The organism is Paractinoplanes pyxinae, assembly GCF_026626335.1.
Taxonomy (GTDB): domain Bacteria; phylum Actinomycetota; class Actinomycetes; order Mycobacteriales; family Micromonosporaceae; genus Actinoplanes; species Actinoplanes pyxinae.
The window spans coordinates 326954-349459 of record NZ_JAPNTZ010000005.1; the positions used below are offsets into that span (position 1 = coordinate 326954).

The 22506-nt window shown below is 71.6% G+C and carries 26 protein-coding genes; 9 read left to right on the top strand and 17 right to left on the bottom strand.

Going from position 1 to position 22506, the window contains the following annotated elements:
• The first annotated feature begins 28 nt into the window (after positions 1-28).
• Entirely contained in the window at positions 29-355 is a 327-nt protein-coding gene (locus tag OWR29_RS15870) for a winged helix-turn-helix transcriptional regulator (RefSeq protein ID WP_267563597.1), read from the top strand.
• On the opposite strand, the gene OWR29_RS15875 is transcribed toward OWR29_RS15870, so the two are convergent.
• The 8 genes from OWR29_RS15875 to OWR29_RS15910 all read right to left on the bottom strand — a co-directional run bounded on the left by OWR29_RS15875 (position 352) and on the right by OWR29_RS15910 (position 6923).
• Positions 352-1986, bottom strand: a complete 1635-nt coding sequence (locus tag OWR29_RS15875; protein WP_267563598.1) for an alkaline phosphatase D family protein — start codon at positions 1984-1986, stop codon at positions 352-354. The genes OWR29_RS15870 and OWR29_RS15875 overlap by 4 nt on opposite strands.
• Positions 1987-2053: 67 nt before the next feature.
• Positions 2054-2254 carry a hypothetical protein gene (locus tag OWR29_RS15880; RefSeq protein WP_267563599.1) on the bottom strand — a complete coding sequence of 67 codons (201 nt, stop codon included), beginning with the start codon at positions 2252-2254 and terminating at the stop codon, positions 2054-2056.
• A 42-nt stretch (positions 2255-2296) separates the two neighbouring features.
• On the bottom strand, positions 2297-3196 hold the full coding sequence (locus OWR29_RS15885) for a diacylglycerol/lipid kinase family protein (protein WP_267563600.1): 900 nt from the start codon (positions 3194-3196) through the stop codon (positions 2297-2299).
• Between the two features lie 30 nt (positions 3197-3226).
• On the bottom strand, positions 3227-4192 hold the full coding sequence (tatC, locus tag OWR29_RS15890) for a twin-arginine translocase subunit TatC (protein WP_267563601.1): 966 nt from the start codon (positions 4190-4192) through the stop codon (positions 3227-3229).
• Positions 4193-4201: 9 nt separating this feature from the next.
• On the bottom strand, positions 4202-4534 hold the full coding sequence (gene tatA, locus OWR29_RS15895; protein WP_267563602.1) for a Sec-independent protein translocase subunit TatA: 333 nt from the start codon (positions 4532-4534) through the stop codon (positions 4202-4204).
• A 135-nt stretch (positions 4535-4669) separates the two neighbouring features.
• On the bottom strand, positions 4670-4900 hold the full coding sequence (locus OWR29_RS15900; RefSeq protein ID WP_267563871.1) for a hypothetical protein: 231 nt from the start codon (positions 4898-4900) through the stop codon (positions 4670-4672).
• 15 nt (positions 4901-4915) lie between these two features.
• Entirely contained in the window at positions 4916-5878 is a 963-nt protein-coding gene (locus OWR29_RS15905; protein ID WP_267563603.1) for a helix-turn-helix transcriptional regulator, read from the bottom strand.
• A gap of 64 nt (positions 5879-5942) precedes the next feature.
• A complete protein-coding gene (locus OWR29_RS15910) occupies positions 5943-6923 on the bottom strand; it encodes a helix-turn-helix transcriptional regulator (protein WP_267563604.1) in 981 nt (326 codons plus the stop codon).
• A 133-nt stretch (positions 6924-7056) separates the two neighbouring features.
• On the opposite strand from OWR29_RS15910, the gene OWR29_RS15915 reads away from it, so the two are divergent.
• Together OWR29_RS15915 and OWR29_RS15920 are read left to right on the top strand one after the other, a co-directional pair.
• Positions 7057-8055 (top strand): cation diffusion facilitator family transporter, encoded by a 999-nt coding sequence (locus tag OWR29_RS15915; protein ID WP_438872605.1) that lies wholly within the window; start codon positions 7057-7059, stop codon positions 8053-8055.
• Positions 8056-8066: 11 nt separating this feature from the next.
• On the top strand, positions 8067-9146 hold the full coding sequence (locus OWR29_RS15920; protein ID WP_267563606.1) for a DUF3866 family protein: 1080 nt from the start codon (positions 8067-8069) through the stop codon (positions 9144-9146).
• On the opposite strand, the gene OWR29_RS15925 is transcribed toward OWR29_RS15920, so the two are convergent.
• Genes OWR29_RS15925 through OWR29_RS15935 form a run of 3 tightly spaced genes read right to left on the bottom strand, consistent with a single transcriptional unit; the run spans position 9095 to position 12694 of the window.
• Positions 9095-10555 (bottom strand): GGDEF domain-containing protein, encoded by a 1461-nt coding sequence (locus OWR29_RS15925; RefSeq protein ID WP_267563607.1) that lies wholly within the window; start codon positions 10553-10555, stop codon positions 9095-9097. The two genes, OWR29_RS15920 and OWR29_RS15925, sit on opposite strands and share 52 nt — an antisense overlap.
• A gap of 4 nt (positions 10556-10559) precedes the next feature.
• Positions 10560-12005, bottom strand: a complete 1446-nt coding sequence (locus tag OWR29_RS15930) for a GGDEF domain-containing protein (RefSeq protein WP_267563608.1) — start codon at positions 12003-12005, stop codon at positions 10560-10562.
• Positions 12006-12049: 44 nt separating this feature from the next.
• On the bottom strand, positions 12050-12694 hold the full coding sequence (locus OWR29_RS15935) for an O-methyltransferase (RefSeq protein WP_267563609.1): 645 nt from the start codon (positions 12692-12694) through the stop codon (positions 12050-12052).
• A 63-nt stretch (positions 12695-12757) separates the two neighbouring features.
• On the opposite strand from OWR29_RS15935, the gene OWR29_RS15940 reads away from it, so the two are divergent.
• The 4 genes from OWR29_RS15940 to OWR29_RS48280 all read left to right on the top strand — a co-directional run bounded on the left by OWR29_RS15940 (position 12758) and on the right by OWR29_RS48280 (position 15621).
• On the top strand, positions 12758-14029 hold the full coding sequence (locus OWR29_RS15940; protein WP_267563610.1) for an MFS transporter: 1272 nt from the start codon (positions 12758-12760) through the stop codon (positions 14027-14029).
• Between the two features lie 9 nt (positions 14030-14038).
• Entirely contained in the window at positions 14039-14452 is a 414-nt protein-coding gene (locus tag OWR29_RS15945) for a class I SAM-dependent methyltransferase (protein WP_267563611.1), read from the top strand.
• A 37-nt stretch (positions 14453-14489) separates the two neighbouring features.
• Positions 14490-14864, top strand: coding sequence for a VOC family protein (locus tag OWR29_RS15950; RefSeq protein WP_267563612.1), 375 nt, complete (start codon positions 14490-14492; stop codon positions 14862-14864).
• Between the two features lie 70 nt (positions 14865-14934).
• Complete coding sequence (locus OWR29_RS48280; RefSeq protein WP_438872596.1) at positions 14935-15621, top strand: chromosomal replication initiator protein DnaA; 687 nt, start codon at positions 14935-14937, stop codon at positions 15619-15621.
• 87 nt (positions 15622-15708) lie between these two features.
• Here OWR29_RS48280 and OWR29_RS15960 read toward each other — a convergent pair whose 3' ends face one another.
• On the bottom strand, positions 15709-16068 hold the full coding sequence (locus OWR29_RS15960) for a nuclear transport factor 2 family protein (RefSeq protein WP_267563613.1): 360 nt from the start codon (positions 16066-16068) through the stop codon (positions 15709-15711).
• A 116-nt stretch (positions 16069-16184) separates the two neighbouring features.
• Here OWR29_RS15960 and OWR29_RS15965 point away from each other — a divergent pair, with 116 nt between their 5' ends.
• Positions 16185-17165 (top strand): RNA polymerase subunit sigma-70, encoded by a 981-nt coding sequence (locus tag OWR29_RS15965; protein ID WP_267563614.1) that lies wholly within the window; start codon positions 16185-16187, stop codon positions 17163-17165.
• A 153-nt stretch (positions 17166-17318) separates the two neighbouring features.
• Here OWR29_RS15965 and OWR29_RS15970 read toward each other — a convergent pair whose 3' ends face one another.
• Positions 17319-17489 carry a hypothetical protein gene (locus OWR29_RS15970; RefSeq protein WP_267563615.1) on the bottom strand — a complete coding sequence of 57 codons (171 nt, stop codon included), beginning with the start codon at positions 17487-17489 and terminating at the stop codon, positions 17319-17321.
• An 18-nt stretch (positions 17490-17507) separates the two neighbouring features.
• Complete coding sequence (gene pafA / locus OWR29_RS15975) at positions 17508-18866, bottom strand: Pup--protein ligase (protein WP_267563616.1); 1359 nt, start codon at positions 18864-18866, stop codon at positions 17508-17510.
• A 64-nt stretch (positions 18867-18930) separates the two neighbouring features.
• On the opposite strand from pafA, the gene OWR29_RS15980 reads away from it, so the two are divergent.
• The gene (locus OWR29_RS15980) at positions 18931-19872 is read left to right on the top strand and encodes a dTDP-glucose 4,6-dehydratase (RefSeq protein ID WP_267563617.1); all 942 of its coding nucleotides are present in this window, start codon (positions 18931-18933) and stop codon (positions 19870-19872) included.
• On the opposite strand, the gene OWR29_RS15985 is transcribed toward OWR29_RS15980, so the two are convergent.
• From OWR29_RS15985 to prcB, 3 genes are read right to left on the bottom strand one after another with little or no spacing between them, the layout of a single operon-like run.
• Positions 19859-20617 carry a TspO-related membrane protein gene (locus OWR29_RS15985; protein WP_267563618.1) on the bottom strand — a complete coding sequence of 253 codons (759 nt, stop codon included), beginning with the start codon at positions 20615-20617 and terminating at the stop codon, positions 19859-19861. The two genes, OWR29_RS15980 and OWR29_RS15985, sit on opposite strands and share 14 nt — an antisense overlap.
• A 35-nt stretch (positions 20618-20652) precedes the next feature.
• Positions 20653-21516, bottom strand: coding sequence for a proteasome subunit alpha (gene prcA, locus OWR29_RS15990; RefSeq protein WP_267563619.1), 864 nt, complete (start codon positions 21514-21516; stop codon positions 20653-20655).
• Between the two features lie 54 nt (positions 21517-21570).
• Positions 21571-22410, bottom strand: coding sequence for a proteasome subunit beta (gene prcB, locus OWR29_RS15995; RefSeq protein ID WP_267563620.1), 840 nt, complete (start codon positions 22408-22410; stop codon positions 21571-21573).
• Between the last annotated feature and the right edge of the window lie 96 nt (positions 22411-22506).

The window sequence follows — 22506 nt, forward strand, 5'->3', positions numbered from 1 at the left end:
TACGCACTTTCCGGTGCGGGGAGGCGACATGAAGCGATACCACTGCCCGGTCGAGCTCACCGTCGACGTGGTCGGCGGCAAGTGGCGGGTGGTTATCCTCTCGTACCTGAAAGAAGGGGTTCACCGCTACGGTGAGCTGCGCCGACGGCTGCCCGGCATCAGCGAGAAGATGCTCACCCAGCGGCTGCGCGAGCTCGAGGCCGACGGGCTGGTGGCCCGCGCCGACCTCGAGACCGTGCCGCCGCATGTGGAGTACCGGCTGACCGACGAGGGCCGCAGCCTGGCCCCGGTGTTGCAGGCGCTCTACGACTGGGGTCTGGAGCGAGCGGCCCGCACCGGCACCCCGATCGGTTAGGGGCGTTCCGTTTCCTGGCGTACGGTGTCCGCGCCCAGGTCAGGGGCGGAGCGCAACGTCGCCGGGGTGGGGTTGTCGGCCGTTTGCTGCAGGCCGGGCACCCGGTCCTCGATGACGAACGTGGCCCGGGTGTGGATGGGCGCGCCGGGCGTGGTCACGAACGGCACCACGCGGAAGTCGGCGGTCAGGCTGCCCGGGGTGATCCGCGTCCGCACGTAGCCGCGCTGGTTGTTGTAGAAGCGCAGGTGCGGGTTCCAGGCGGCCCACGGGTGCTGGCCGGTCGGCACGTCGGCGCCGTTGCCGGTCGAGGTGATCGAGGAGCAGACCAGCTCGGTGCCGACCGTCTTCGACGTGGGGTCGGCGTAGTCCAGCTTGAGCTCGTCGGCCCAGTGCGCGTGCACGTCGCCGGTGAGCACGACCGGGTTGCGGACGCCGGCGTCGACCCAGCCCCGGGTGATCCGGTCGCGGGAGGCCACGTACCCGTCCCACGAGTCCATGCTCGTCACCACCTGCGGGCCCGAGTTGTTGTCGCGCTGGCCGAAGAACACCTGCTGGCCCAGCACGTCCCAGCGGGCCGACGAGCGGCGGAACCCGTCGAGCAGCCACTTCTCCTGCTGCTCGCCGGTGATCGAGCGGGCCGGGTCGTACGCGTCGGCGCAGTCCTTGTAGCCGTCGCCGCAGGCCTGGTCGTCGCGGTACTGCCGGGTGTCGAGCATGTGGAAGGTGGCCAGCCGGCCCCAGTGCAGCCGCCGGTACAGCTGCATGTCGATGCCGCGCGGGATCGAGGTGCGGCGCAGCGGCATGTTCTCGTAGTAGGCCTGGAACGCGGCCGCGCGCCGAGCGAGGAAGTTGGGGTCGGGCTGCTCGGGCACCTCGTCGGCCCAGTTGTTCTCGACCTCGTGGTCGTCGAACACCACGGCCCAGGGCGCGACGGCGTGCGCGGCCTGCAGGTCGGGGTCGGCCTTGTACTGGGCGTGCCGCTGCCGGTAGTTGGCCAGCGTGACCGTCTCGGGCCCGGCGTGGTCGCGCGGGTTGCCGCCGGGGATCGTGTAGACGCCGGCCTGGTACTCGTACTGGTAGTCGCCCAGGTGCAGGATCAGATCGGGCTCGTCTTCGGCCAGGTGGCGGTAGGCGGTGAAGTACCCGTGCTCGTACTGCGAGCACGACGCGAACGCCATGGCCAGGGTTCCGCCGGCGGCCCACAGGGGCGGTGCGGTTCGCGTACGCCCCACCGGCGACACATAGCGTTCGGCGCGGAACCGGTAGAAGTACTCCCGGCCGGGCAGCAGGTGGTGCAGCTCGACGTGCACGGTGTGCCCCGACTCGGGCCGGGCCACGGTCACGCCCCGCCGCACGATCTTGCGGAAGCGCTCGTCGGCGGCGAGTTCCCACTGCACGGGGACGACTCGGGACGGCATGCCACCGAGCCCGTCCTCGGCCAGCGGGGTGGGGGCGAGCCGGGTCCAGAGCACGAAGCCGTCCGGCTCCGGGTCGCCCGAGGCGATGCCGAGCGTGAAGGGGTCGCTGCGTAAGGGGCCGGCGGCCGGGGCCGCGGAGGCGGCCAGGGGGAAGGTGGTCGCCGCACCGGCGGCGGCCGAACTGAGCAGCAGGGTGCGTCGGGTGAGTGCCATGCCCGCAGACTCGCGGGCATAGATGGAATTAGATTGCTGCCGACCTTACGTGTCGGGAAAGTCCCGATTAGGCGTACGCGTCGAGCGAGACACCCTGGCGCTGGCCGGGCACCGGCTTCGGGGCCTCAGACGGGGTCTCGACCTTCGGGGCGGGGGCGGGGGCGTCGGGGGTGCGCTGCTCGGAAGCGGCCTCGGCCATGCTCTTGAGGTTCGAGCGGGCGGTGTCGTAGGCGGAGGTGACCAGCGAGCTGAGCGAGTTGATCTGCATGTCCCTCCCGATCGGCCGCTCCCCCGGGTTCTGATGAACAATTCACCGGAGCAACCGAATCGCACCCGGGGCACACGTCAAGTCGAGGTCGAGCGGGCCGAGGCGTTCCCCGTCGGCGTAAGCGACGATCCCGTCCGACCGCAGCCGGACGTTCCGGGCCCGGTAGACGGTGACCCGCGGGTCGGTGACGTGGGTGCCGCGCCGCAGCCGGGGCTTGAGCCGGGCCAGCGCCGCCCGCCCGAACGGCGCGGCGATCACCACGTCGAGCAGCCCGTCGGTGGGGTCGGCGTCGGGCAGGATCCGCATGCCCCCGCCGTAGCTGGCGCAGTTGCCCACCGCGACCAGCATCCCCTCGAAGCTGTAGTCCTCGCCGTCCAGCTCCAGCTGATACTTGCGCGGCCGCAGCCGGGCCAGCTCGAGCAGGATGGCCAGGTCGTAACGCCGGGGCCCGCGCGGCCAGCGCATCCGGTTGGCCCGCTCGTTGACCAGCGCGTCGAACCCGCCCGCGAGCACCGCCCCGAACCACGACAGCTCGCCGTCGGGTCCGGCGGCCCGAGCCAGGTCGATCGGCACGTGCCGCCCCTCGCCGAGCGCCGCCGCGATCATCCCGGCCGCCCGCATCGGGTCCGGCGGCAGGCCGACCCCGTTCGCGAAGTCGTTGCCCGTACCGGCCGGAACCACCCCGAAGCCGACCGGCTGCTCGGCGACCGCCTGCAGCGCCCGGTGCACCGTCCCGTCCCCGCCCACGGCCACCACCGCTTCCACGCCCGACGCGACCGCCGCCCGGCACGCCGCGGTGGCTTCGGCGCCGCTGTGGGCGGTCAGCAGCCGCACCGTACGCCCGGAATCGCCCAGCCGCCGCAGCACCCCGGACAGCAGATCGCGGTGCCGGCCCCGCCCCGCCGTGGGGTTGGCCAGCACCGCGATCTCAAAGCTCGTCACAGCCGGGCAGCATAGCGCCCGCCCGGTGACCTACGTCATGTCGTCGAAGCGTCCCTCGAGCGGGCGCGGCCTCGCGACGGGGGTGGGCGCGTCGACCGGGGTCGGCGCCTCGATCGGATCGGACGCCCCGACGGCGACCCGTTCCTCTTCCAGCGGCGAGATCTGGTCGTCGTCCAGCCCGGCGTAGATCTCTTTGCCGCGGCCCTTGCGCTTGTCGTAGATCGCGCCGACGCCGACGGCTATCAGATACAGCACCACCAGGCACAACGCCAGCAGGGTCATGCCGAACGGCCCGGGGTCGGGGGTCGCGATCGCGGCGAACGCGAACGACAGGAAGACCACGATCCGCCACCAGCTGAGCAGCTTCTTCGCGCTGACCACGCCGGTGAAGTTGAGCATCAGCAGCACCAGCGGGAACTCGAACGCCACCCCGAACAGCAGGATCATGCTGGTCACGAACGAGATGTACTTCGTGACCTCGAGCTGGGTCGTCCCGCCGATCACGCCGGCGTCCATGATGAAGGCCAGGCTGTGCTTGACCACGAAGAAGGCCAGCACGGCGCCGCCGATGAACAGCGGGGCGGCGATCGCCACGAAGACGTACGCCCACTTGCGCTCGTGCTTGTGCAGGCCCGGCGCGATGAACGCCCACAGGTTGTAGAGCCAGATCGGCGCGCCGACGATGAGGCCGACCCACAGCGCGATCTTGAGCCGCAGGATCAGCTGGTCGGCCACGCCGAGGGTGATGAAGCGGCACTCGAGCTGGTTGTTGACCGGGTTCAGGGCCCACGACGTGTCCAGCGAGCAGTAGGGCTGGCTGAGCATGTCGAAGGTCCACTTGCTGATGATGAACCCGACGATCAGGCCGGCCACGATGCCCAGCGACGCCCAGAACAAGCGGTTACGCAGGTCCCGGATGTGGTCGATCAGCGTCATGGAGCCGTCGGAGGCCTGCTGAAACTTGGAAGGCCCCTGACGGCGAAGGGCGAGCTTCATGTCCGCGGGTCAGCGGTCGTTGGTGCGCTGCTGCACCGGGTCCACGTAGGGCTGGGCCGGCGGCGGGGCCTGCTGGTAGCCCTGGGGCGGCGGCGCCTGGTGCTGGTAACCAGGGTTTCCGGCGGGCGGGTAGACGTCGCCCTGCAGCGGCTGACGGCCGTGCTGGGGCTCCGCCTTCTCGGCGACGTCGTTGTTGTCGTCGACCAGGCCCTTGGTCTCGGCCTTGATGATCCGCAGCGACCGGCCCAGCGAGCGCGCCGCGTCAGGCAGCCGCTTCGCGCCGAAGAGCAGCACGAGGACGACCACGAAAACAATGATGTGCCATGGCTTGAGGGCGCCCATGGGTTAACTCCAGTCAGCCGGATCAGGTGTGCGGGGTCCATCGTACGTGTCAATTCTGGTGATGCGGACCACGGACCCTCGTGGGTTTGCCACCATCGCCCAAATCCTTGGACAACAGGGAAGGAACGCCGCAGGCTACCCCTTCTTGAGCGCCGCGTGTTCCTGGATCAGCTCGGCCCGTCGCTGCACGTCGAGCACCGTCTCCTGCATGGCGAGCGCGCTCTGCTGCAGCTTGGCCACCTCGGTCTGGCGTTTCTGCAGGCGCGAGGCGGCGCGGCGCAGCCCGTCGAGCCGGCCGAGCAGCCGCACCCCGGCCACCCCCATGATGATCACGGCTACGACGACCACGGCGATCCAGATCCACATCAGCACCGGGCCACCCTACCGGCCGGGGGTGCTGTACTGGTCGAGCGCCGCCGTGGCCTGTTCGCGGATCCGCCGCAGCAGCTCGGGCGGGCCGAGCACGGTGACGTCGGGCCCCAGCCCGAGCAGCAGCCGCTGCGCCCAGCCCAGGTCGGTGACCCGCATGGTCACCACCCACTCCTCGCCGCCGGTGCGGGTCACCTCTTCCACCGGGTAGTACTCGGTGATCCACCGGCTTCCCCGGCCCACCCGCAGCGTGACCAGCTGCAGGTCGGGGGTGGGATGGAAGACGCCGTCGGTGACGTCGTGCGGCACCGCCTCGGCCGGCGGGCGGGACGGCTCGTCGAGCTCGGCGAAGTCGTCGATGCGGTCGATCCGGAACAGCCGGGTCGCCTCGGCGTTGCGGCACCACGCTTCCAGGTAGGCCTTGCCGCCCACCATCAGCACCCGCATCGGGTCGACGACCCGGTCGGTGGTCTCGTCGCGGGCGGCCGTGTAATAGGTCATCCGCAGCGCGTGGCCGCTCTCGACCGCGGCCCGTACGTTGTCGACGCGCTTGCTGTTGGCGGGCAGCTTCACGGCCACCGGCGCGTCGGCCAGGTCGCCCGCCGCGTTCTCGATCTTGGCCAGGGCGCGCTCGATGACGTCGCGGTGCCCGGTGCCGGGGGTCTCGGCCAGCATCCGCAGCGCCACCACCAGGGCCAGGGCCTCGTCCTGAGTGAGGCGCAGCGGCCGGTCGATACCGGCGTCGTGGCTGATGGTGACCCGGTCGCCGTCGAGCGCCATGTCGATCAGGTCGCCCGGGCCGTAGCCGGGCAGCCCGCACACCCACAGCAGTTCGAGGTCTTCGCGCAGCTGGCGCTCGCTGACGTTCAGCTCGGCGGCCGCCTCGGCGATCAGGATGCCGGGCCGGGCCAGCAAATAAGGTACGAGTAACAGCAGCCGCCCCAGTCGGTCCGCACTCTGCCGCGGGCCCGTCATGCTGTGCCTCCTGTGGCATGCCGTCCTGGCCCTACGACCGCTTCGCTCACTCCGGTGCAGTCCGTCATGCCGCCACCTCGTGCCGGGCCACGACCTCCTTGAGCAGCTGGATCACGGCCTCGCGAACCTCGGGCGGCCCCTCGGCGCGCACGTCCGGCCCGTAGCCGACGATCGTCGAGGCCAGCCGCTCGGCGTCCGCGTACGGGATCGTCAGCCGGTCGCCGTCCGGCCCGGCCAGCGACTCGGTGGCCCAGCGGCGCAGCCCGGCCGCCTTGCCCGGCCGCACGGTGACGGTGGCCCGCCCGTTGTGCGGCACCGGCCCCGACCACTTGGCGACGTGGCTGATCAGGTCCTCGTTCTCGGGCGGGGTGAACGCCCCGGGCCGGCCCAGCGGCTTGACCGCGCCGACGATGCGCGAGAGCCGGAAGCAGCGGGTCGCCCCGCGGTCGCGGTCGTGCCCCACCACGTACCACCGGCCCTGCCAGCAGACCACGCCCCACGGTTCGAGCTTGCGGGTGGCCGGGTCGTCCACCTCGGGCACCCGGTAGCTGAAGGTGACCGCCCGCCGGTCGCGGGCGGCGCTGGTGAGCGGCCCGAACGCCGGATCGACGGTGACCACCGGCTCGACCCCGAGGGTGGCCTGCGGGTCGACCTCGACCCCGGCCGCCCGCAGCTTGGCCAGGCCGGACGACGCGGCGGCGGCCAGGCCGGCGTGCTGCCAGAGGCGGGCCGCGATGCCCACGGCGGCGGCCTCGTCGGGCTCGAGGATGATGTCGGGCAGCGCGTACTCGCGGTGCGCGATGCGGTAGCCCGGCTCCTGGTCGAAGACGCTGGCCGTGCCCGTCTCGAGCGGCACGCCGAGGTCGCGCAGCTCGGCCTTGTCCCGCTCGAACTTGCGCTGGAAGGCCTCGTGGTCGCGCGGGTCCTCCGGGTCGTGCTCGTAGCCGGGCACCGTCGCGGCGATCTGCGCGGCGGTCAGGAACCGACGCGTCGACAGGAGGCAGATCACCAGATTGACCAGGCGCTCGGTGCGGGTGCGCGACACGAGTGGCAACGCTAGCAGCCTGGACGGTCAAGTGACGTACGCGCCATCGCCGGGCGGTTTCCCCCGGCCCCGCGACGGAAAGGTAGGCCGTGTGAGCACCGCACAGAGCCCCGATGACCAGCTCCCGGTCGGCCTGGCCGCCGCCGAGCCGCTCAACCCGGTCGATACGCCCGAAGAGTCCGAAGCCCCGGAGAACGAGAGTGTCGGCACCGTGGTCATCGCCGGCGCGGCCAACCTCGCCATCGCGATCGCCAAGTTCGTGGCCGGTCTGATCTCGGGCTCGGCCGCGATGGTGTCCGAGTCGGCGCACTCGCTGGCCGACACCATCACCGAGGTGTTCCTGTTCGTCGCGCTGCGCCGCGGCGCCCGCCCGGCCGACGAGGAACACCCGTTCGGGTACGGCAAGGAGAGCTTCGTCTGGGCGTTCATCGCCGCGGTGTTCACCTTCGTGGCCGGCGCCGGCTTCTCGATCTACCACGGCATCGAGACGATCGTGGAGGGCGAGGAGACCGGGAAGTTCCTCTGGTCGTACCTCGTGCTGGCGATCTCGTTCGGGGCCGAGGGCACCTCGTTCCTGCGCGCCCGCCGCCAGGTCGCGGGCGAGTCGCGACGCTGGGGCGTCACGCCTTCCCGGTTCCTGCGGCTCACGCCCGACACGACCGTCAAGGCCGTCTACTTCGAGGACTCGGCGGCCCTGATCGGCCTGCTCCTGGCCGGTGCCGGGCTGGCCCTGACCCAGCTCACCGGCAACGGGATGTGGGACGGCATCGCCTCGATCGCCATCGGCCTGTTGCTCCTGCTGGTCGCCCTGACCCTGGCCCAGAGCAACGCGTCGCTGCTGGTCGGCCGGGCCGTCCCGCGCCGGATCCACAACCAGATCGCGGCCGACCTGGCCTCGATCCCGATCGTGGTGTCCGTGCCGACCCTGCTCACCATGCAGCTCGGGCCCGGTCAGATCCTGGTCGCGGCCAAGGTCGACTTCGACGACGACGTCAGCGGGGGCGAGATCGAGACGGCCAGCGACGAGGCCGAGCGCCGCCTGCGGTCCCGCTTCCCCGGCATCCGCTACGTCTTCCTCGACCCGACGCACGGCACGGCGGGCCGCAACCACGTCGACGGCGGGGTCGAATAGGGTTCCGTGCCATGGTGCGGTGGCGGTCGGGGACGGTCCAGGCGATCCGGCGGCGGTGGCGCGGCGCGGTCGAGCTCGAGGTCGTGACCGGCGACGGGCCGCTCAAGGCGCTGGCCTACCCCGCCCTCACCGGGGAGCCCGAGCCGGGCGACCGGGTGCTGCTCAACGTCGGCGCGCTCGTCATGGGCCTCGGCACGGGCGGGTACGCGCTGGTGGTGGCCCTGCCCGACCGGTTGCCGGCCGACCCGCCGGAGGATGGCGCCACCCGCGACTCGGGTCACCTGGTCAAGGCCCGCTACACGCCGTTGCAGGCGATCCGGCTCGGGGTCGACGAAGAGGCGTCGCCGCACCGCGAGGTGATGGCCGCGGCCACCTCGCTCGACGGCATGCCCGTGGTCACGGCCGACCTGCACTCCGCGCTGCCGGCCGTCGTCGCCGCCGTGCACCTCGACCGGCCGCGGGCCCGGATCGCGTACGTCATGACCGACGGCGGGGCGCTGCCGGCCTGGTTCTCCCGGACGCTGGACGGGCTGGCCGGCCACCTGGTGGGCACGGTCACCACCGGGCAGGCGTTCGGCGGCGACCTCGAGGCGAGCACCGTGCACACCGGGCTGCTGGCCGCCCGGCACGTGCTGCAGGCCGACCTCACCGTCGTCGCCCAAGGGCCGGGCAACCTGGGCACGGGCACCACGTGGGGCTTCTCCGGGGTGGCGCTGGGCGAGGCGGTCAACGCGATCGGCATCCTGGGCGGGCGGCCGGTCGGGTCGCTCCGCATCTCGACCGGCGACGGGCGGGAACGGCATCACGGCGTCTCCCACCACAGCCTCACCGCGTACGGGAAAGTGGCCCTGCTCCCCGCCGACCTGCCCGTTCCCGACGGCCTCGACCCCCGCCTGGCCGCCGTGATCGACGCGGCGCTGGCGCCGCTGGCGGAAAGGCACCGCCTGCCCCGCGTGCCCGTCGACGGTCTGGACGAGGCGCTGCGCGCGAGCCCGGTGCCATTGTCGACGATGGGCCGCAAGCTCGACCAGGACCACGCCTACTTCCTGGCCGCCGCCGTCGCGGGCCGGTTCGCCGCCGCGATGATCTGATCGCGGCCGGCCGCCTTCGCGTCGTACAGCGCCCGGTCGGCCCGCTCGATCAGCTTGTCCGACGTCTCCCGCCCGTCCCACACGGCGACGCCGGCCGAGAAGGTCTGGCCCAGCGGGGTCGCCGCCAAGGCGCGTTGCAGCACCTCACGGGCTTCGTCCTGCTCAGCGCCGGGCAGCAGCACGACGAACTCCTCGCCGCCGTAGCGGGCCAGCGTGTCGACCGTACGCAGCTGTTCCTGCCAGGCCGCGGCCGACGACTTGAGCAGCCGGTCCCCCGCCGGGTGGCCGTACGTGTCGTTGAACTGCTTGAACAGGTCGAGGTCGAGCAGCGCCACGCTGACCGGACGGCCGTCGCGGCGGGCGTCCTCCAGGGCCCGGGGCAGCTCGTCGTTCCAGGCCCGCCGGTTGGGCAGCCCGGTCAGCTCGTCGCGCCGGGCCAGCTCGCGCACCTGCTGGGCCTGCCGCTCGACCTGCCGCACGAGCTGGGCCATCCGCGTCACGACCAGCAGGAACAGGGCGGCCGAGGCGACCACGATGGCCATCCCGTCGGTCACCTGCCCGTGGGCCAGCTGCACCGCGAGCAGGGCCGGCGCCACCAGCGAGGCCAGGGTCAACAGCGCCAGGTGTACGCGTCCCAGGCGCGCCACGGCCGGTCCGGCCGGCGCGCCCAGCGTGCGCGCGTCCCGGTGCAGGGCGGCCGCCCCGAACAGCGCGAACGCCACCAGAAAGATGGACGAGATGCCGCGGTTGAGCCAGACGATGTCCTCCACCGGATAGCCCTGGTCGATCAGGTTGCCCATGACGACCCAGGCCGTGTCGCCCGCCAGGAAGGCGCCCAGCGACCCGGTGAGCAGCCAGAACGGTCCGCCGCGAGGGCCGCTGCCGCGCAGCAGGCGGGTCATCATCGCGATCATGACGAGGTCGCCGATCGGGTAGGCGGACTGCGTCGCCTCGCCCAGCATGGTGATCTTGCCGCCGTCGGCCGACGGCGCGATCACGTAGATCCAGGCCAGCAGCCCGAACCCGGTGGTGATCGTGGTCGCGTCGATCATGGCGGTCCAGTCGCGGCCGCTCTCGCGGCGGCGGATCAGCACCGCGATGCCGGCCGCGCAGAACGGGTAGAGCAACAGGAACAGCGGGTCGGCCGGCGTCGGCAGGTCGACCAGGTGCCACACCTCGGAGCACAGGATCGCCACGCCGATGCCGGTCACGTTGGCCGCCAGGCCCACCGCGAACAGCCACCACGGCAGCCGGTCCTTCCGCGGCAGCCGGCGCGCTCCCACCAGCACCGCCACCGCGCCGGCGTAGCCGACCGCCATCTGCCAGCCGCCGATCAGCCACGGATCGTCGGGCAGCACCTGGTACACGGCAATGGCCAGAGCGGCGGCCACCGCGAAGACGATCGGCATCCGTTCAGGACAACCCCGGCAGGTTGGAAACCGGGTCGTTCGCGGGTGCGATCTGGTTGCGGCCGTTCGCCTTGGCCCGGTAGAGGGCGGCGTCGGCCCGCTCGATCAGCTCGTCCGAGGTCTCGCGGCCGTCCCAGACGGCTACCCCGGCCGAGAAGGTCTGCTCGAGCGGGGTGGCCGCCAGCACCCGCTCGATCACCCGGCACGCCTCGGTCTCGCCGGCGTTCGGCAGCAGCACGACGAACTCCTCGCCGCCGTACCGGGCCAGCGTGTCCACCGCGCGCAGGCTGCCGTGCCAGGCCGCCGCGGCCGACTTGAGCAGCCGGTCCCCCGCCGGATGGCCGAACGTGTCGTTGAACAGCTTGAACCGGTCGAGGTCGAGCACGGCCACGCTGACCGGGCGGCCGTCGCGGCGGGCGCTCTCCAGGGCCCGGGGCAGCTCGTCGTTCCAGGCCCGCCGGTTGGGCAGCCCGGTCAGCTCGTCGCAGCGCGCCAGCTCGCGCACCTGCCGGGCCTGGTTCTCCACCTCGCGCAACGCCTGCCACATCCGGAACACGACGAGCAGGAAGAGCGCGGCCGAGCAGATCACGATGGCCGTCCCGTTGACCACCGCCCCCTGGGCCAGCTGCACGGCCAGCACCACCGGGGCGATCAGCGAGGCCGCGGCCATCAGGGTCAGGTGCACCCGGCTCAGCCTCGTGCCCTCGGCCCCGGCCGGGGCGGCGATCCACCGCGCGTCCGGGTGCAGCGCACCCACCGGCAGCAGCATCATCGCCACCAGGAACAACGACTCGACGCTGCGGTTGAGCGTGGCCACGTGGTCGACCCCGTAGCCGACCTCGAGCAGGTAGCGCAGCACGACCCAGGCCGTGTCGCCGATCAGGAACGCGGCCATCGAGGCGGTGACCCACCAGAACGGCGCGCCGCGGGCGCCCCGACCGCGCAGCAGCCGCACCATCATGGCCAGCAGGATCAGGTCGCCGACGGGGTAGGCGGCCAGCGTGGCCTGGCCCAGCATCGTGACCCCGCCGTCGGCGGCGGCCGGAGCGATCACGTACACCCAGGCCAGCAGGCCCAGGCCGGTGGTGATGGTGGCCGCGTCGACGGCGGCGGTCCGGTCCCGGCCGATCTCGCGGCGGCGGATGAGCACGGCGATCGCGGCCGCGCAGAACGGGTACAGCGCCAGGAAGAGCGGGTCGCTGGGCGCGGGCACCTCGCCGCCCAGCACCGTCCGCACCACGATGCCGGTGCTGTTCGCGCCCAGCCCGGCCGCGAACAGCCACCAGGGCAGCCGGTCGCGGCGCGGCAGCCGGGACGCGCCGATCAACACGGCCGCCACCGCCGCGTAGCCCACGGCGGTCTGGAAGGCGCTGGTCGTCCGTTGGTCGTCCGGCAGCACCTGGTTCACGACGACCGCCGCGACCACCGCCGTCGCGAAGACCTTGGACATGCCTCCAGTACAAATGACGGCCGGGCGCGGCGGGGCCGGTTGAGCTAACCCCGCTTGCGGACGAGGGTCACCCCGTCCCGAACGGGCAGCATGACCGATTCGACGCGGTCGTCGGCCACGATGCGGTCGTTGAGATCCCGCACCGCGATGTCCCACTCGTGCGTCGGGTCGAGCACGCGGCCGTCGCGCAGCGTGTTGTCCAGCACGATCAGGCCGCCGGGTCGCGTACGGGGAACAAGCTCTTCGTAGTAGGCCGGGTAACCGATCTTGTCGGCGTCGACGAACGAGAAGTCCACGATCGGGTCGGGGCTCAGCGCGCGCAGGGTGTCGACGGCCGGCCCCAGGTTCAGCTCGATCACGTCGTCGACGCCCGCGCGGGACCAGTAGCGCCGGGCCACGTTCGTGAACTCCTCGGAGACGTCGCAGGCCAGCAGCCGGCCGTCCTTGGGCAGGCCGCGGGCCACGCAGATCGACGAGTAGCCGGTGAACACCCCGACCTCGACCGCGACGCGGGCCCCGATGAGCCGCACCAGCATGGTCAGCAGCTCGCCCTCGTCGTGCGAGATCTGCATGCCGGCGGCGTCCGGGAAGGCCTTCTGCGTCTCGGCGGCCAGATCGCGCAGCACGTCGTCGGCCGGGGTGCAGTGCTCGAGCAGGTAGTCGCTGACGGCGGGATCGATGATGTCCATCGCGCCAGTCTGGTACGTCTCACCCCTTTGCGGCAGGATGCATAAGGCACTTATGCTTTGCCGGTGAGTTCATCCCCTGCCCTCTTCAAGCAGCCCAAGGCTGTCTTCGCGGTGGCCTTCGCCTGCGTGGTCAGCTTCATGGGCATCGGCCTGGTCGACCCGATCCTGCCCGCGCTGTCGTCCCAGCTGCACGCCACCCCGAGCCAGGTCAGCCTGCTGTTCACCAGCTACCTGGTGGTCACCGCGGTGGCCATGCTCGGCGTCAACTGGGTCTCCAGCCGCATCGGCCCCAAGCGCACCCTGATCACCGGCCTGGCCGTCATCGTGGTGTTCTCGGCGCTGGCCGGCCTGTCCGGTTCGATCGGCGGCATCGTCGGCTTCCGGGCCGGCTGGGGCCTCGGCAACGCCATGTTCATCGCCACCTCGCTGGCGGTCATCGTCGCCTCCGCCTCGGGCGGCTTCGCCGGGGCGATCGTGCTCTACGAGGCGGCGCTCGGTCTCGGCATCGCGGCCGGCCCGCTGATCGGCGGCCTGCTCGGCGACATCAGCTGGCGCGGCCCGTTCTTCGGCGTGGCTGCCCTGATGGCCATCGCGCTGATCGCCACGGTGACGCTGCTCGACAAGACGCCCCCGCCGCCCCGCAAGATTTCGCTGGCCGAGCCCCTGAAGGCCCTGCGCCACCGGTCGCTGCTCACGATGTGTGTGGCCGCCCTGTTCTACAACTGGGGCTTCTTCACCATGCTCGGCTACGCGCCGTACCCGATGGAACTGTCGGCCATCCAACTCGGCTTCGTGTTCTTCGGCTGGGGCTTGCTGGTCGCGATTTTCTCCATCGCCGGCGCGCCGAGGCTGCAGGCTCGCTTCGGTACGGCGCCTTCCTTGTACGGGGCACTGGGCGCATTTTCCGTGCTGCTGCTCCTGATCGGCCTGTTCACGGATGTGCGGTGGGCCCTGATCACCTGCGTGATCCTGTCCGGCGTCACGGTCGGCATCAACAACACGCTGACCACCCAGGCCGTCATGCTGGTGTCCCCCGTGGAGCGCCCGATCGCCTCCGCCACGTACGGCTTCGTCCGCTTCATCGGCGGCGGCCTGGCCCCCTTCGTGGCCGGCAAGATGGTCGACCACTGGAACATCCACGTCCCCTTCGTGGCCGGCGCGGTCGCCGTCCTGCTGGGCGTCCTGGTGCTGGCCACCGGCCACCGCATGCTGTCCGACGCCGACGCGCACATGGCCCACGACGCCGCCGAGCCCGCCGTGGCCGGCGAGGTGGCCGACGAGTTCGGCGGAGCCCCCGACGCCATCGACGCCCAGCTTCAGCACGACCGTCACTAGTGTTGGGCCGTGCCCGCCTCACCCCGGTTGCTCGCGGCCGTCGACGCGTTGCCGCTGCGCCCCGACTTGCGTGTGCTCGAGATCGGCTGCGGCCCCGGCGTAGCGGCCCGGCTGGTGGCCGCCCGCCTGACCACCGGCCACATCCTGGCCACCGACCGTTCGGCGACCGCCATCGCCCAGGCCACCGCGGGCTCGGCAGCCGAGATCGCGTCGGGCCGCATGAGCGTCCGGCAGGTAGCCGCCGAGCACTTCGTTCTCGACCCCGGTGAGGAGCCGTACGACCTGGTTTTCGCCAACCGGGTCGGCGCGCTCGACGGCCGGCATCCCGCCCTGGGCGTACGCGTGCTGGCCCGTCTCATCCAGGCCGTGACCCCGCAGGCGCGGTTGTTCGTCGAGGGCCGTGAGGTTCCGCTGCGTCCGTGACCCGCACGCCGGCCGGGAATGCCGCATGATGATGGCCATGGCGCAGCCAGTGGTGCACTTCGAGATCATCGGAACCGACCCCGCCGCCCTGCGCGGCTACTACGGAGATTTGTTCGGCTGGCAGTTCGCCACCGGCGGCCCGGTGGCCGAGCCCGTCTCCGAGGCCGGCAACTACGGCTTCACCGAGGGCGAGCACATCCCCGGCGGCGTGGGCGGCGGTCCCGGCTACAAACCGCAGACCGTCTTCTACGTCGGAGTGCCCGATGTGGAGGCAGCGCTGGCCAAGGCCGAGAGCCTGGGCGGAGCCCGCGTGATGGGCCCGGTCCGCTCCCCCGGCACGGCGCTCATGGTCGCCCACTTCACCGACCCCGAGGGCAACCTGATCGGCCTGGCCGGCCCAGCCCCGGAATAGCCCTCATGCGGGTGCGTGTCGCGCGGCCACGGACTCGCGTGTCGCGCCTCTGAAGGTCTTGGATGGGCCGATGCCGAAGGTGAAGATCGCCCCAGCCGACTACGACCTCTTCGCGGCCCGGGCCCGGGCGGCCGACCTCAGCGTCGCCCAATGGCTGACCGCCACCGGCCGCGCCCGCTGCGCCCCCGCGACCCCCTCGGCCTCGCCCGCCACCACCCTCTCGGCCTCGCCCGCCGCGACCCCCTCAACCTCGCCCGCCACGCCACCCGATCCGCGCGGGACGCCGCCCGACCCGGCCGGCTCATCAACCGGTTCGCCGGGCGCGCCGGCCGAGTTGTGGGCTGCGACGCTGAGCGACTGCCGAGGCCAGATCGCCTCCCGGCAGGAGCGGGCCTTTCTGCAACCGACCCGCCTGGTGGCCATCGTCGAGGGCGTGGCGCTCGTGTCCGTGCCCGACGCCTTCACCCGCGACGTCATCGAGTCCCGCCTGCGCCCCGTCCTCACCGAGGCTCTGGCCCGTCGTCTCGGCGTCCCCATCCAGATCGCCGTCCGGGTGGACGAACCCGCTCCCCTCCCGCCCGGCGACGTCCAGCGCTCCACCGCCCAGTTGGGCGAGCCGGCCGTCAGCGACGTCCAGCGCTTCACCGCCCAGCCGACCGAGCCGGCTGTCGGCGACGTGCAGCGCTTCACCGCCCTGCTGGCTCAGCCTGCCGTGGCGCGGCAGGTCGCCGAAATCCTGGCTGCCGCCACCCGCTGAACCGCCATCTCGAGCCATGCCAAGCTGGAGTGAACGGCCCGCCCCTCGCCCCGCCCGCCGAGGCGAGCGGCGGGCCGCAACGGCGTATCAAACCGCCTGGCGCCGGGCGGCGTCGAACGGGGCGCGGTCGAACAGGAAGCGGCTGTAGACGATCCGGCCCGCTCGAACGGTGACGCACTCGGCGCCCGGGGCCGACGGCACCGGAACCGTCTCGGCGTCGTACATCACCAGGGCCGTCTCGTCGTCGCCGAAGGCGGCCAGCATGGTCGCGCTCCTGAGCATCTGGACGAACGGCGACAGGAAGGCCCGGTAGGCGTCGGCGCCCTCGAGCCGACCGGCCGGAGCGTCGCAGACGATGTCGTCGGCGATGTAGGACATGGCTCGTTCGAGGTCCCGGCTCTTCCAGGCCTCGTGGTAGGCGAGGGCGACCTTCAGGGCAGTACTCACGGTGATCTCCGATCGTCAGGATCTTTCGCCGGTACTGACACCGCCGCCATCGAGATCGGAACGCCGGCCGCGCACATTTCCCCGGGTTCGCGGACTGCCCGTGGCACCATTCGCCGGTGGACCAAGGCACGCTGGACCGGGCCCGCAGCGGCGACGCCGACGCCTTTCGCACGCTGACCGCGCCGCACGAGCGCGAACTGCTGCTGCACTGCTACCGGATGCTCGGTTCTCTGACCGACGCCGAAGACCTCCTGCAGGACACGATGCTCGCCGCGTGGCGCGGCCTGCCCGCTTTCGAGGGCCGCTCCTCTGTACGCACCTGGCTCTACCGCATAGCCACGAACCGCTGCCTCAACGCCCTCCGCGCCGGCCGCCGCATACCGCCGGAACCCGTCGCCCCGTTCGCCGTGCCCCCACCGACCCGGCGCGGCGAGGTCACCTGGCTTCAGCCGTACGCCGACAGCCTGCTCGAAGGCCTGCCGGAGCACACACCCGGCCCGGACGCCCGCTACGAGACGCAGGAGGCGGTGCAACTGGCGTTCATCACCGCCCTGCAGCGCATGCCGCCCCGCCAGGCCGCCACCCTCATCCTGCGCGACGTCCTCGGCTACCCGCTGCGGGACGTCGCGGCGATGCTCGACACGACCGAGACAGCCGTCAAGGGCACCCTGCAACGTGCACGAGCCGCCGCCCCCGCCGCGTCGTTTCCCGCCTCGAGACGATCGCAACCCGACCGGCCCGCGAACAGGGCGGGGCGGCCGGAACTCCGCCGGGCTGAGGACGAGGTGTCACGACGGTTCGCGAAGGCGTTCACCGCGGGCGACGTCGACGGAGTGGTCGCCCTGCTCACCGACGACGCCTGGCTGCGCATGCCGCCCGCCCCGCACGAGTACCACGGCCGCGACGCCATCACGGCCTTCCTCCGGGCGAGCATGTCCCACGCCGCCGGCCGGGGCCTCACGCTGCACCCCACCCGGGCCAACGCCCAGCCAGCGTTCACGGCATCCCTCTCCGGCGAGCCGGCCGGAATCATCGTCCTGACCGTGGCCGGTGACCGGATGACGGCCATCACGCGCTTCCACGGTGTCCGGTTCTAGGAGCGCAACCACTCACGCAGGTCGCCCGGGTGGTTTTCGCGTTCTGGACGCGCCAGCGGCCAGCGGAAGCCGCCCGGGCCCTCGGCGGGAGCGACGGTCTGTAACCCACCACCCCGCTACGACATCAGCCTTTGACCTTCGCTCTTCGTCGAACTAAGAGGTGACGATCAGCAGCAGCCAGCCCAGCAGCAACGCCCCCAGCAGAGCCGCCAGCACCCACGTCGGGACGCGATGGCCGCCCTCGCGATTGCGCCGGATCTCGGCCCGGATGCGGTCGCGCTTGCGCTCCACCCGGGAGCGCGGTTGCTGGTCGGGCCCGTCCATGGCCCGACCAGCCTAACCTCACATGCTGGCGATCAACCGCTCCACCCGCTCGTCGTACGCGCGGAACGGGTCTTTGCAGAGCACGGTGCGCTGCGCCTGGTCGTTGAGCTTGAGGTGCACCCAGTCGACGGTGAAGTCGCGGCGCTTCTCCTGCGCGTGGCGGATGAACTCGCCGCGCAGGCGGGCCCGGGTGGTCTGCGGCGGCGTCTCCTTCGCCTCGAAGATCTCGAGGTCGTTGGAGATGCGGTCGACCTGCTTGCGCTTCTCCATCAGCGCGTAGAGGCCGCGGCCCCGGCGCACGTCGTGGTAGGCCAGGTCGAGCTGGGCGACCCGCGGGTGGCTCATCGGGATCTGGTGCTTGGCCTGGTAGCGCTCGATCAGCTTGTACTTCGAGACCCAGTCGATCTCGCGCGAGACCGGGTCGAGGTCGCCCGTCTCGATCGCGTTGAGCACGCGGCCCCACAGCTCGACGACGCGCTTGGCGGTCTGGTCGCCGCCGCGGCGCTCGACGAACTCGGTCGCCTTGGCCAGGTACTCCTGCTGGATCTCGAGGGCGCTGACCTCTTTGTTGTTGGCCAGGCGGATCTTGCGGCGACCGGTGATGTCGTGGCTGACCTCGCGGATGGCCCGGATCGGGTTCTCGAGCGAGAGGTCGCGCATGACCACGCCGGCCTCGATCATGCGGAGCACGATGTCGGCGCTGCCCACCTTGAGCAGCGTCGTCACCTCGTTCATGTTGGAGTCGCCCACGATGACGTGCAGGCGGCGGTAGCGCTCGGCGTCGGCGTGCGGCTCGTCGCGCGTGTTGATGATCGGGCGGGACCGCGTCGTCGCGCTGGAGACGCCCTCCCAGATGTGCTCGGCGCGCTGCGAGAGGCAGAAGACGGCGCCGCGCGGGGTCTGCAGCACCTTGCCGGCGCCGCAGATGAGCTGACGGGTCACTAGGAACGGGATGAGGACGTCGGCGAGCCGGCCGAACTCGCCGTGGCGCGACACGAGGTAGTTCTCGTGACAGCCGTACGAGTTGCCGGCGGAGTCGGTGTTGTTCTTGAACAGGTAGATCTCGCCCGCGATGCCCTCGTCGTGCAGCCGTTTCTCGGCGTCGACCAGCAGGCCCTCGAGAATCCGCTCGCCGGCCCGGTCGTGCGCGACCAGGTCGGTGACGGAGTCGCACTCGGGGGTCGCGTACTCGGGGTGGGAACCGACATCGAGGTAGAGGCGGGCGCCGTTACGGAGGAAAACGTTGCTGCTGCGTCCCCAGGACACCACTCGGCGGAACAGGTAGCGGGCCACCTCGTCGGGCGACAGCCGCCGCTGCCCCCGGTAAGTACACGTGACGCCGTACTCGGTCTCGAGGCCGAAAATTCGCCGTTCCATGACGAAACACTAGCCGCATAAGCCACCCATTGGCAGTCACCCAGCGCCGGTAGAGTCGTTACGGATGAACGTTCTGGTCACCGGCGGCGCCGGCTTCATCGGCTCGCACTTCGTGCGCGCGATGCTGGCCGACCGGTTGCCGGGTCTGGAAGGCGCGCGGGTCACGGTTCTCGACAAGCTTGTGTACGCGGAGAGCTTCGCCAATCTCGGGCCGGTCGCGCACGAGAAGCGTCTCGATTTCGTCCCCGGCGACGTGGCCGAGAGCGCCCTGGCCGAGGTGGTCGTCCGGCGCCACGACGCGATCGTCCACTTCGCCGCCGGCCCCGACGTCACCTCGAACGTGCTGGGCACCCAGGTGCTGCTGGACGCCGCCCGCCGCCATAACCTGGCCCGATTTGTGCACATCTCGACCGATGCGGTGTACGGCCCGATCCCCACCGGCGCCTGGTCGGAGCGCGCGCCTCTGTCGCCCACAACCCCATACGCGGCCGCCAAAGCCTCCGCCGATCTGCTGGCCCTGGCCGCTCACCGCACGCACGGCCTCCCGGTCACGATTGTCCGTCCCAGCAGCGTGTACGGCGGTAACCAGCACCCCACCCATCTGATCCCCCGCCTCGCCACCACCGCCCTGACCGGCGGAACCCTCACCCTGCTCGGCGAGGGCGCCCACATCCGCGACTGGCTGCACGTGTACGACCTGATCCGAGCGGTCGCCCTGGTCCTCACCGACGGCCGCCCCGGCGAGACCTACAACGTGGCCGGCAGCGTCGAGATAGCCCACAAAGACCTGGCCACCCTGGTGCTCGAAGAGCTGGACGCGCCCACCACCCGCATCACCTACGTCCCCGACCGCCCCGGCCACGACCTGCGCCGAGCCATGGACGACGACAAGATCCGCCACGACCTGGGCTGGCGCCCGCGGGTGGAGTTCGCCTCCGGCCTGACCAGCACCGTTCGCTGGTACCGGGACAACCCCGACTGGTGGCGCCCCCTCACGAGCGACTAGCGGCGGCCGCCGTGGCAATGGTGGCCGAGCCCGCGGCCGCAGCCCAGCGCACCACCTTGGGACGACTGCGGGTGAGGGCCGTCGTGGCCAGGCCCCACATGGACGCCAGCGCGAGCGGGAGCGCGCCCCGCTGAGTGCGGGCCACTCCTCCGGCTACCGCGGCCGAGGCGAGAAGCACAGCGGCCGTCGAGGCCGCCACCAGGCGTGAGTCGTTCTTCCCGACCCCGGCAGCCACCGCGCCGGCGGCTAAATTGACCGTGCTGGCCAGTGCCGTCCAGCCGAGCAGCAACCCGGTGCTCGCGGGCGTCAGGGCAGCCGGGCCGGACAGCGACCGCACACGCTGCGCACGGCCGGGGCGGGCGGAAGGCGGGACGCTCTGCGCCCGGCCGTAAGCAAGAGCGGCGAAAGCGGTAGCGACAGGCAGCAGCCCCGGCGTGAACTCAAAGCGCCCACTCTGCGCGGCCAGCGACCAGGCCGTGTTGACCGCATAGGCGCCGACCAGCGGCCACCCCGTGCGCCGGCTCATCGGGTCGCCGCGGCCCGCGGGTAAGCACTGGGCCACCGTCGAGGCAATGCACCCCGCGAAGATCGGCCCCCACACCGCGAACGCGTAGTCGGGCGGCGTGATCACCGTGTCGTAGCGGGCCGTCTGCTCACCACGGCCGAACAGCGCGCCCAAGCAGGGCACACCGACGAAAGCAGCGCACGAGGAAGCCAGGGCGAAGGAACGAACGTTGTCAGTCATGCCCCCGGTGTATACCCACCGGGGGCATGATCGCGTCAGGAACCGTCGCCGTTGACACCGTCGGTGGGCTCGGCCGGGTCGCCCTCGGCCGGGGTCACCGGCGTCGGGGTCGGCTCGGACGCCGCCGACACCGCGGGCTTGTCGGTGCCGGCCGGCGGCGGAGCCGCGTCCACGTCGCCCAGGTCCTGCTCGGGCACGTCCTTCTGGCCCTCGAGCAGGGTGGTCAGCGCCACCCCGTGGATGCGCCGGAACGCGCGGCCCTTGCGCCGCCGGTCGAGCACGGCCACCTCGAGCTGCTTGGCGTCGAGCTTGCGGGTCTGGCCGTTCTCGCCGCCCACGCTGCCCAGCGCCTCGGCCGCCAGCGCGAGCGCCACCGGCAGTTCGGCCGCCGAGTCGTGCCGCTCGCGCAGCACGTTCGAGATGGCCTCGGCCTGGCCGCCCATCGCCATGAAGCCCGGCTCGTCCATCACCGAACCGTCGTACGTGATGCGGTAGAGCTCGTCCGTCTCGGGTGAGGCCCCGACCTGGGCGATGCAGATCTCCACCTCGTACGGCTTCTGCGTCTCGGTGAAGATGGCGCCCAGCGTCTGCGTGTACGCGTTGGCCAGGAACCGCCCGGTCACGTCGCGACGGTCGTAGCTGTAGCCGTTGACGTCGGCCATCCGGATGCCGGCCCGGCGCAGGCTCTCGAACTCGTTGTACCGCCCGACCGCGGCGAACCCGATCTTGTCGTAGATCTCGCTGATCTTGCGGAGCGTCGTGATGTTCTCGGCGACCAGCAGGATGCCGCCCTCATACGTCAGCACCACGGCCGACCGGCCGCGGGCGATGCCCTTGCGGGCGTACTCCGAGCGGTCGCGCTGGACCTGCTCGGGCGATGCGTAAAACTGCATGGCCACGGGTGGCTACTCCCTTTCGTCCCAGGTGAATTCGGCTGTTACCACCAACCGGACTCAGCCGCCCGGATTCTCCATGCGCCCGGCCACCACGGCCTCGGCCACCGCGGTGACCTCGGCCTCGGTCAGCCGGTGCGTGCCGTTGGCCGTCGCCGACATCACCACCGGGAAGATCTTGCGGGTCAGGTCGGGACCACCGGTCGCCGTGTCGTCGTCGGCCGCGTCGTACAGCGCCTCGACCGCCAGCCGGACCGCGTCGTCGGTGCTCAGACCGGCCCGGTACTTCTTCTTCAGAGCCGACTTGGCGAACAGCGAACCCGACCCGATCGCGTCGTAGCCGGTCTCTTCGTACAGGCCGCCGGCCACGTCGAAGCTGAAGATGCGCCCGACCTTGGACGGGTCGGCCGGCGCCAGGTCGTAGCCCGCGAACAGCGGCACCACGGCCAGGCCCTGCATCGCCGCGCCCAGGTTGCCGCGCACCATGCCGGCCAGCCGGTTCGCCTTGCCGTCGGTCGAGAGCATCGTGCCCTCGATCTTCTCGTAGTGCTCGAGCTCGACCTGGAACAGCCGCATCAGCTCGATGCCGATGCCCGCCGTGCCGGCGATGCCGATCAGCGAGTACGAGTCGGCCGGGTGCACCTTTTCGATGTCCCGGCTGGCGATCAGGTTGCCCATCGTCGCGCGCCGGTCGCCGCCCATCACGACACCCTCGGCGGTCGCGATGGCCACGATCGTCGTCGCGTGGGGCGCGATGTCGGCCGAGAGCCCCGGCGGCAGCGGCCGGCGGCCCGGCAGAAGTTCCGGGGACGCATGGGTCAGGAACTGCGTGAAGGAGGACGTCCCCGCGTTGGTGAAGTAATCCGGCATGCGCCCGGATGGATCAAAGTCCTTTGCCACGTGGTTCCTTTCAGTTCCGTGTTTGCTCCGGCATCCCCAGAGCTGCCGGTGCAGTTGACGAACCCTATCCCGCGGCGAGGGGGCGAGGCGATGATC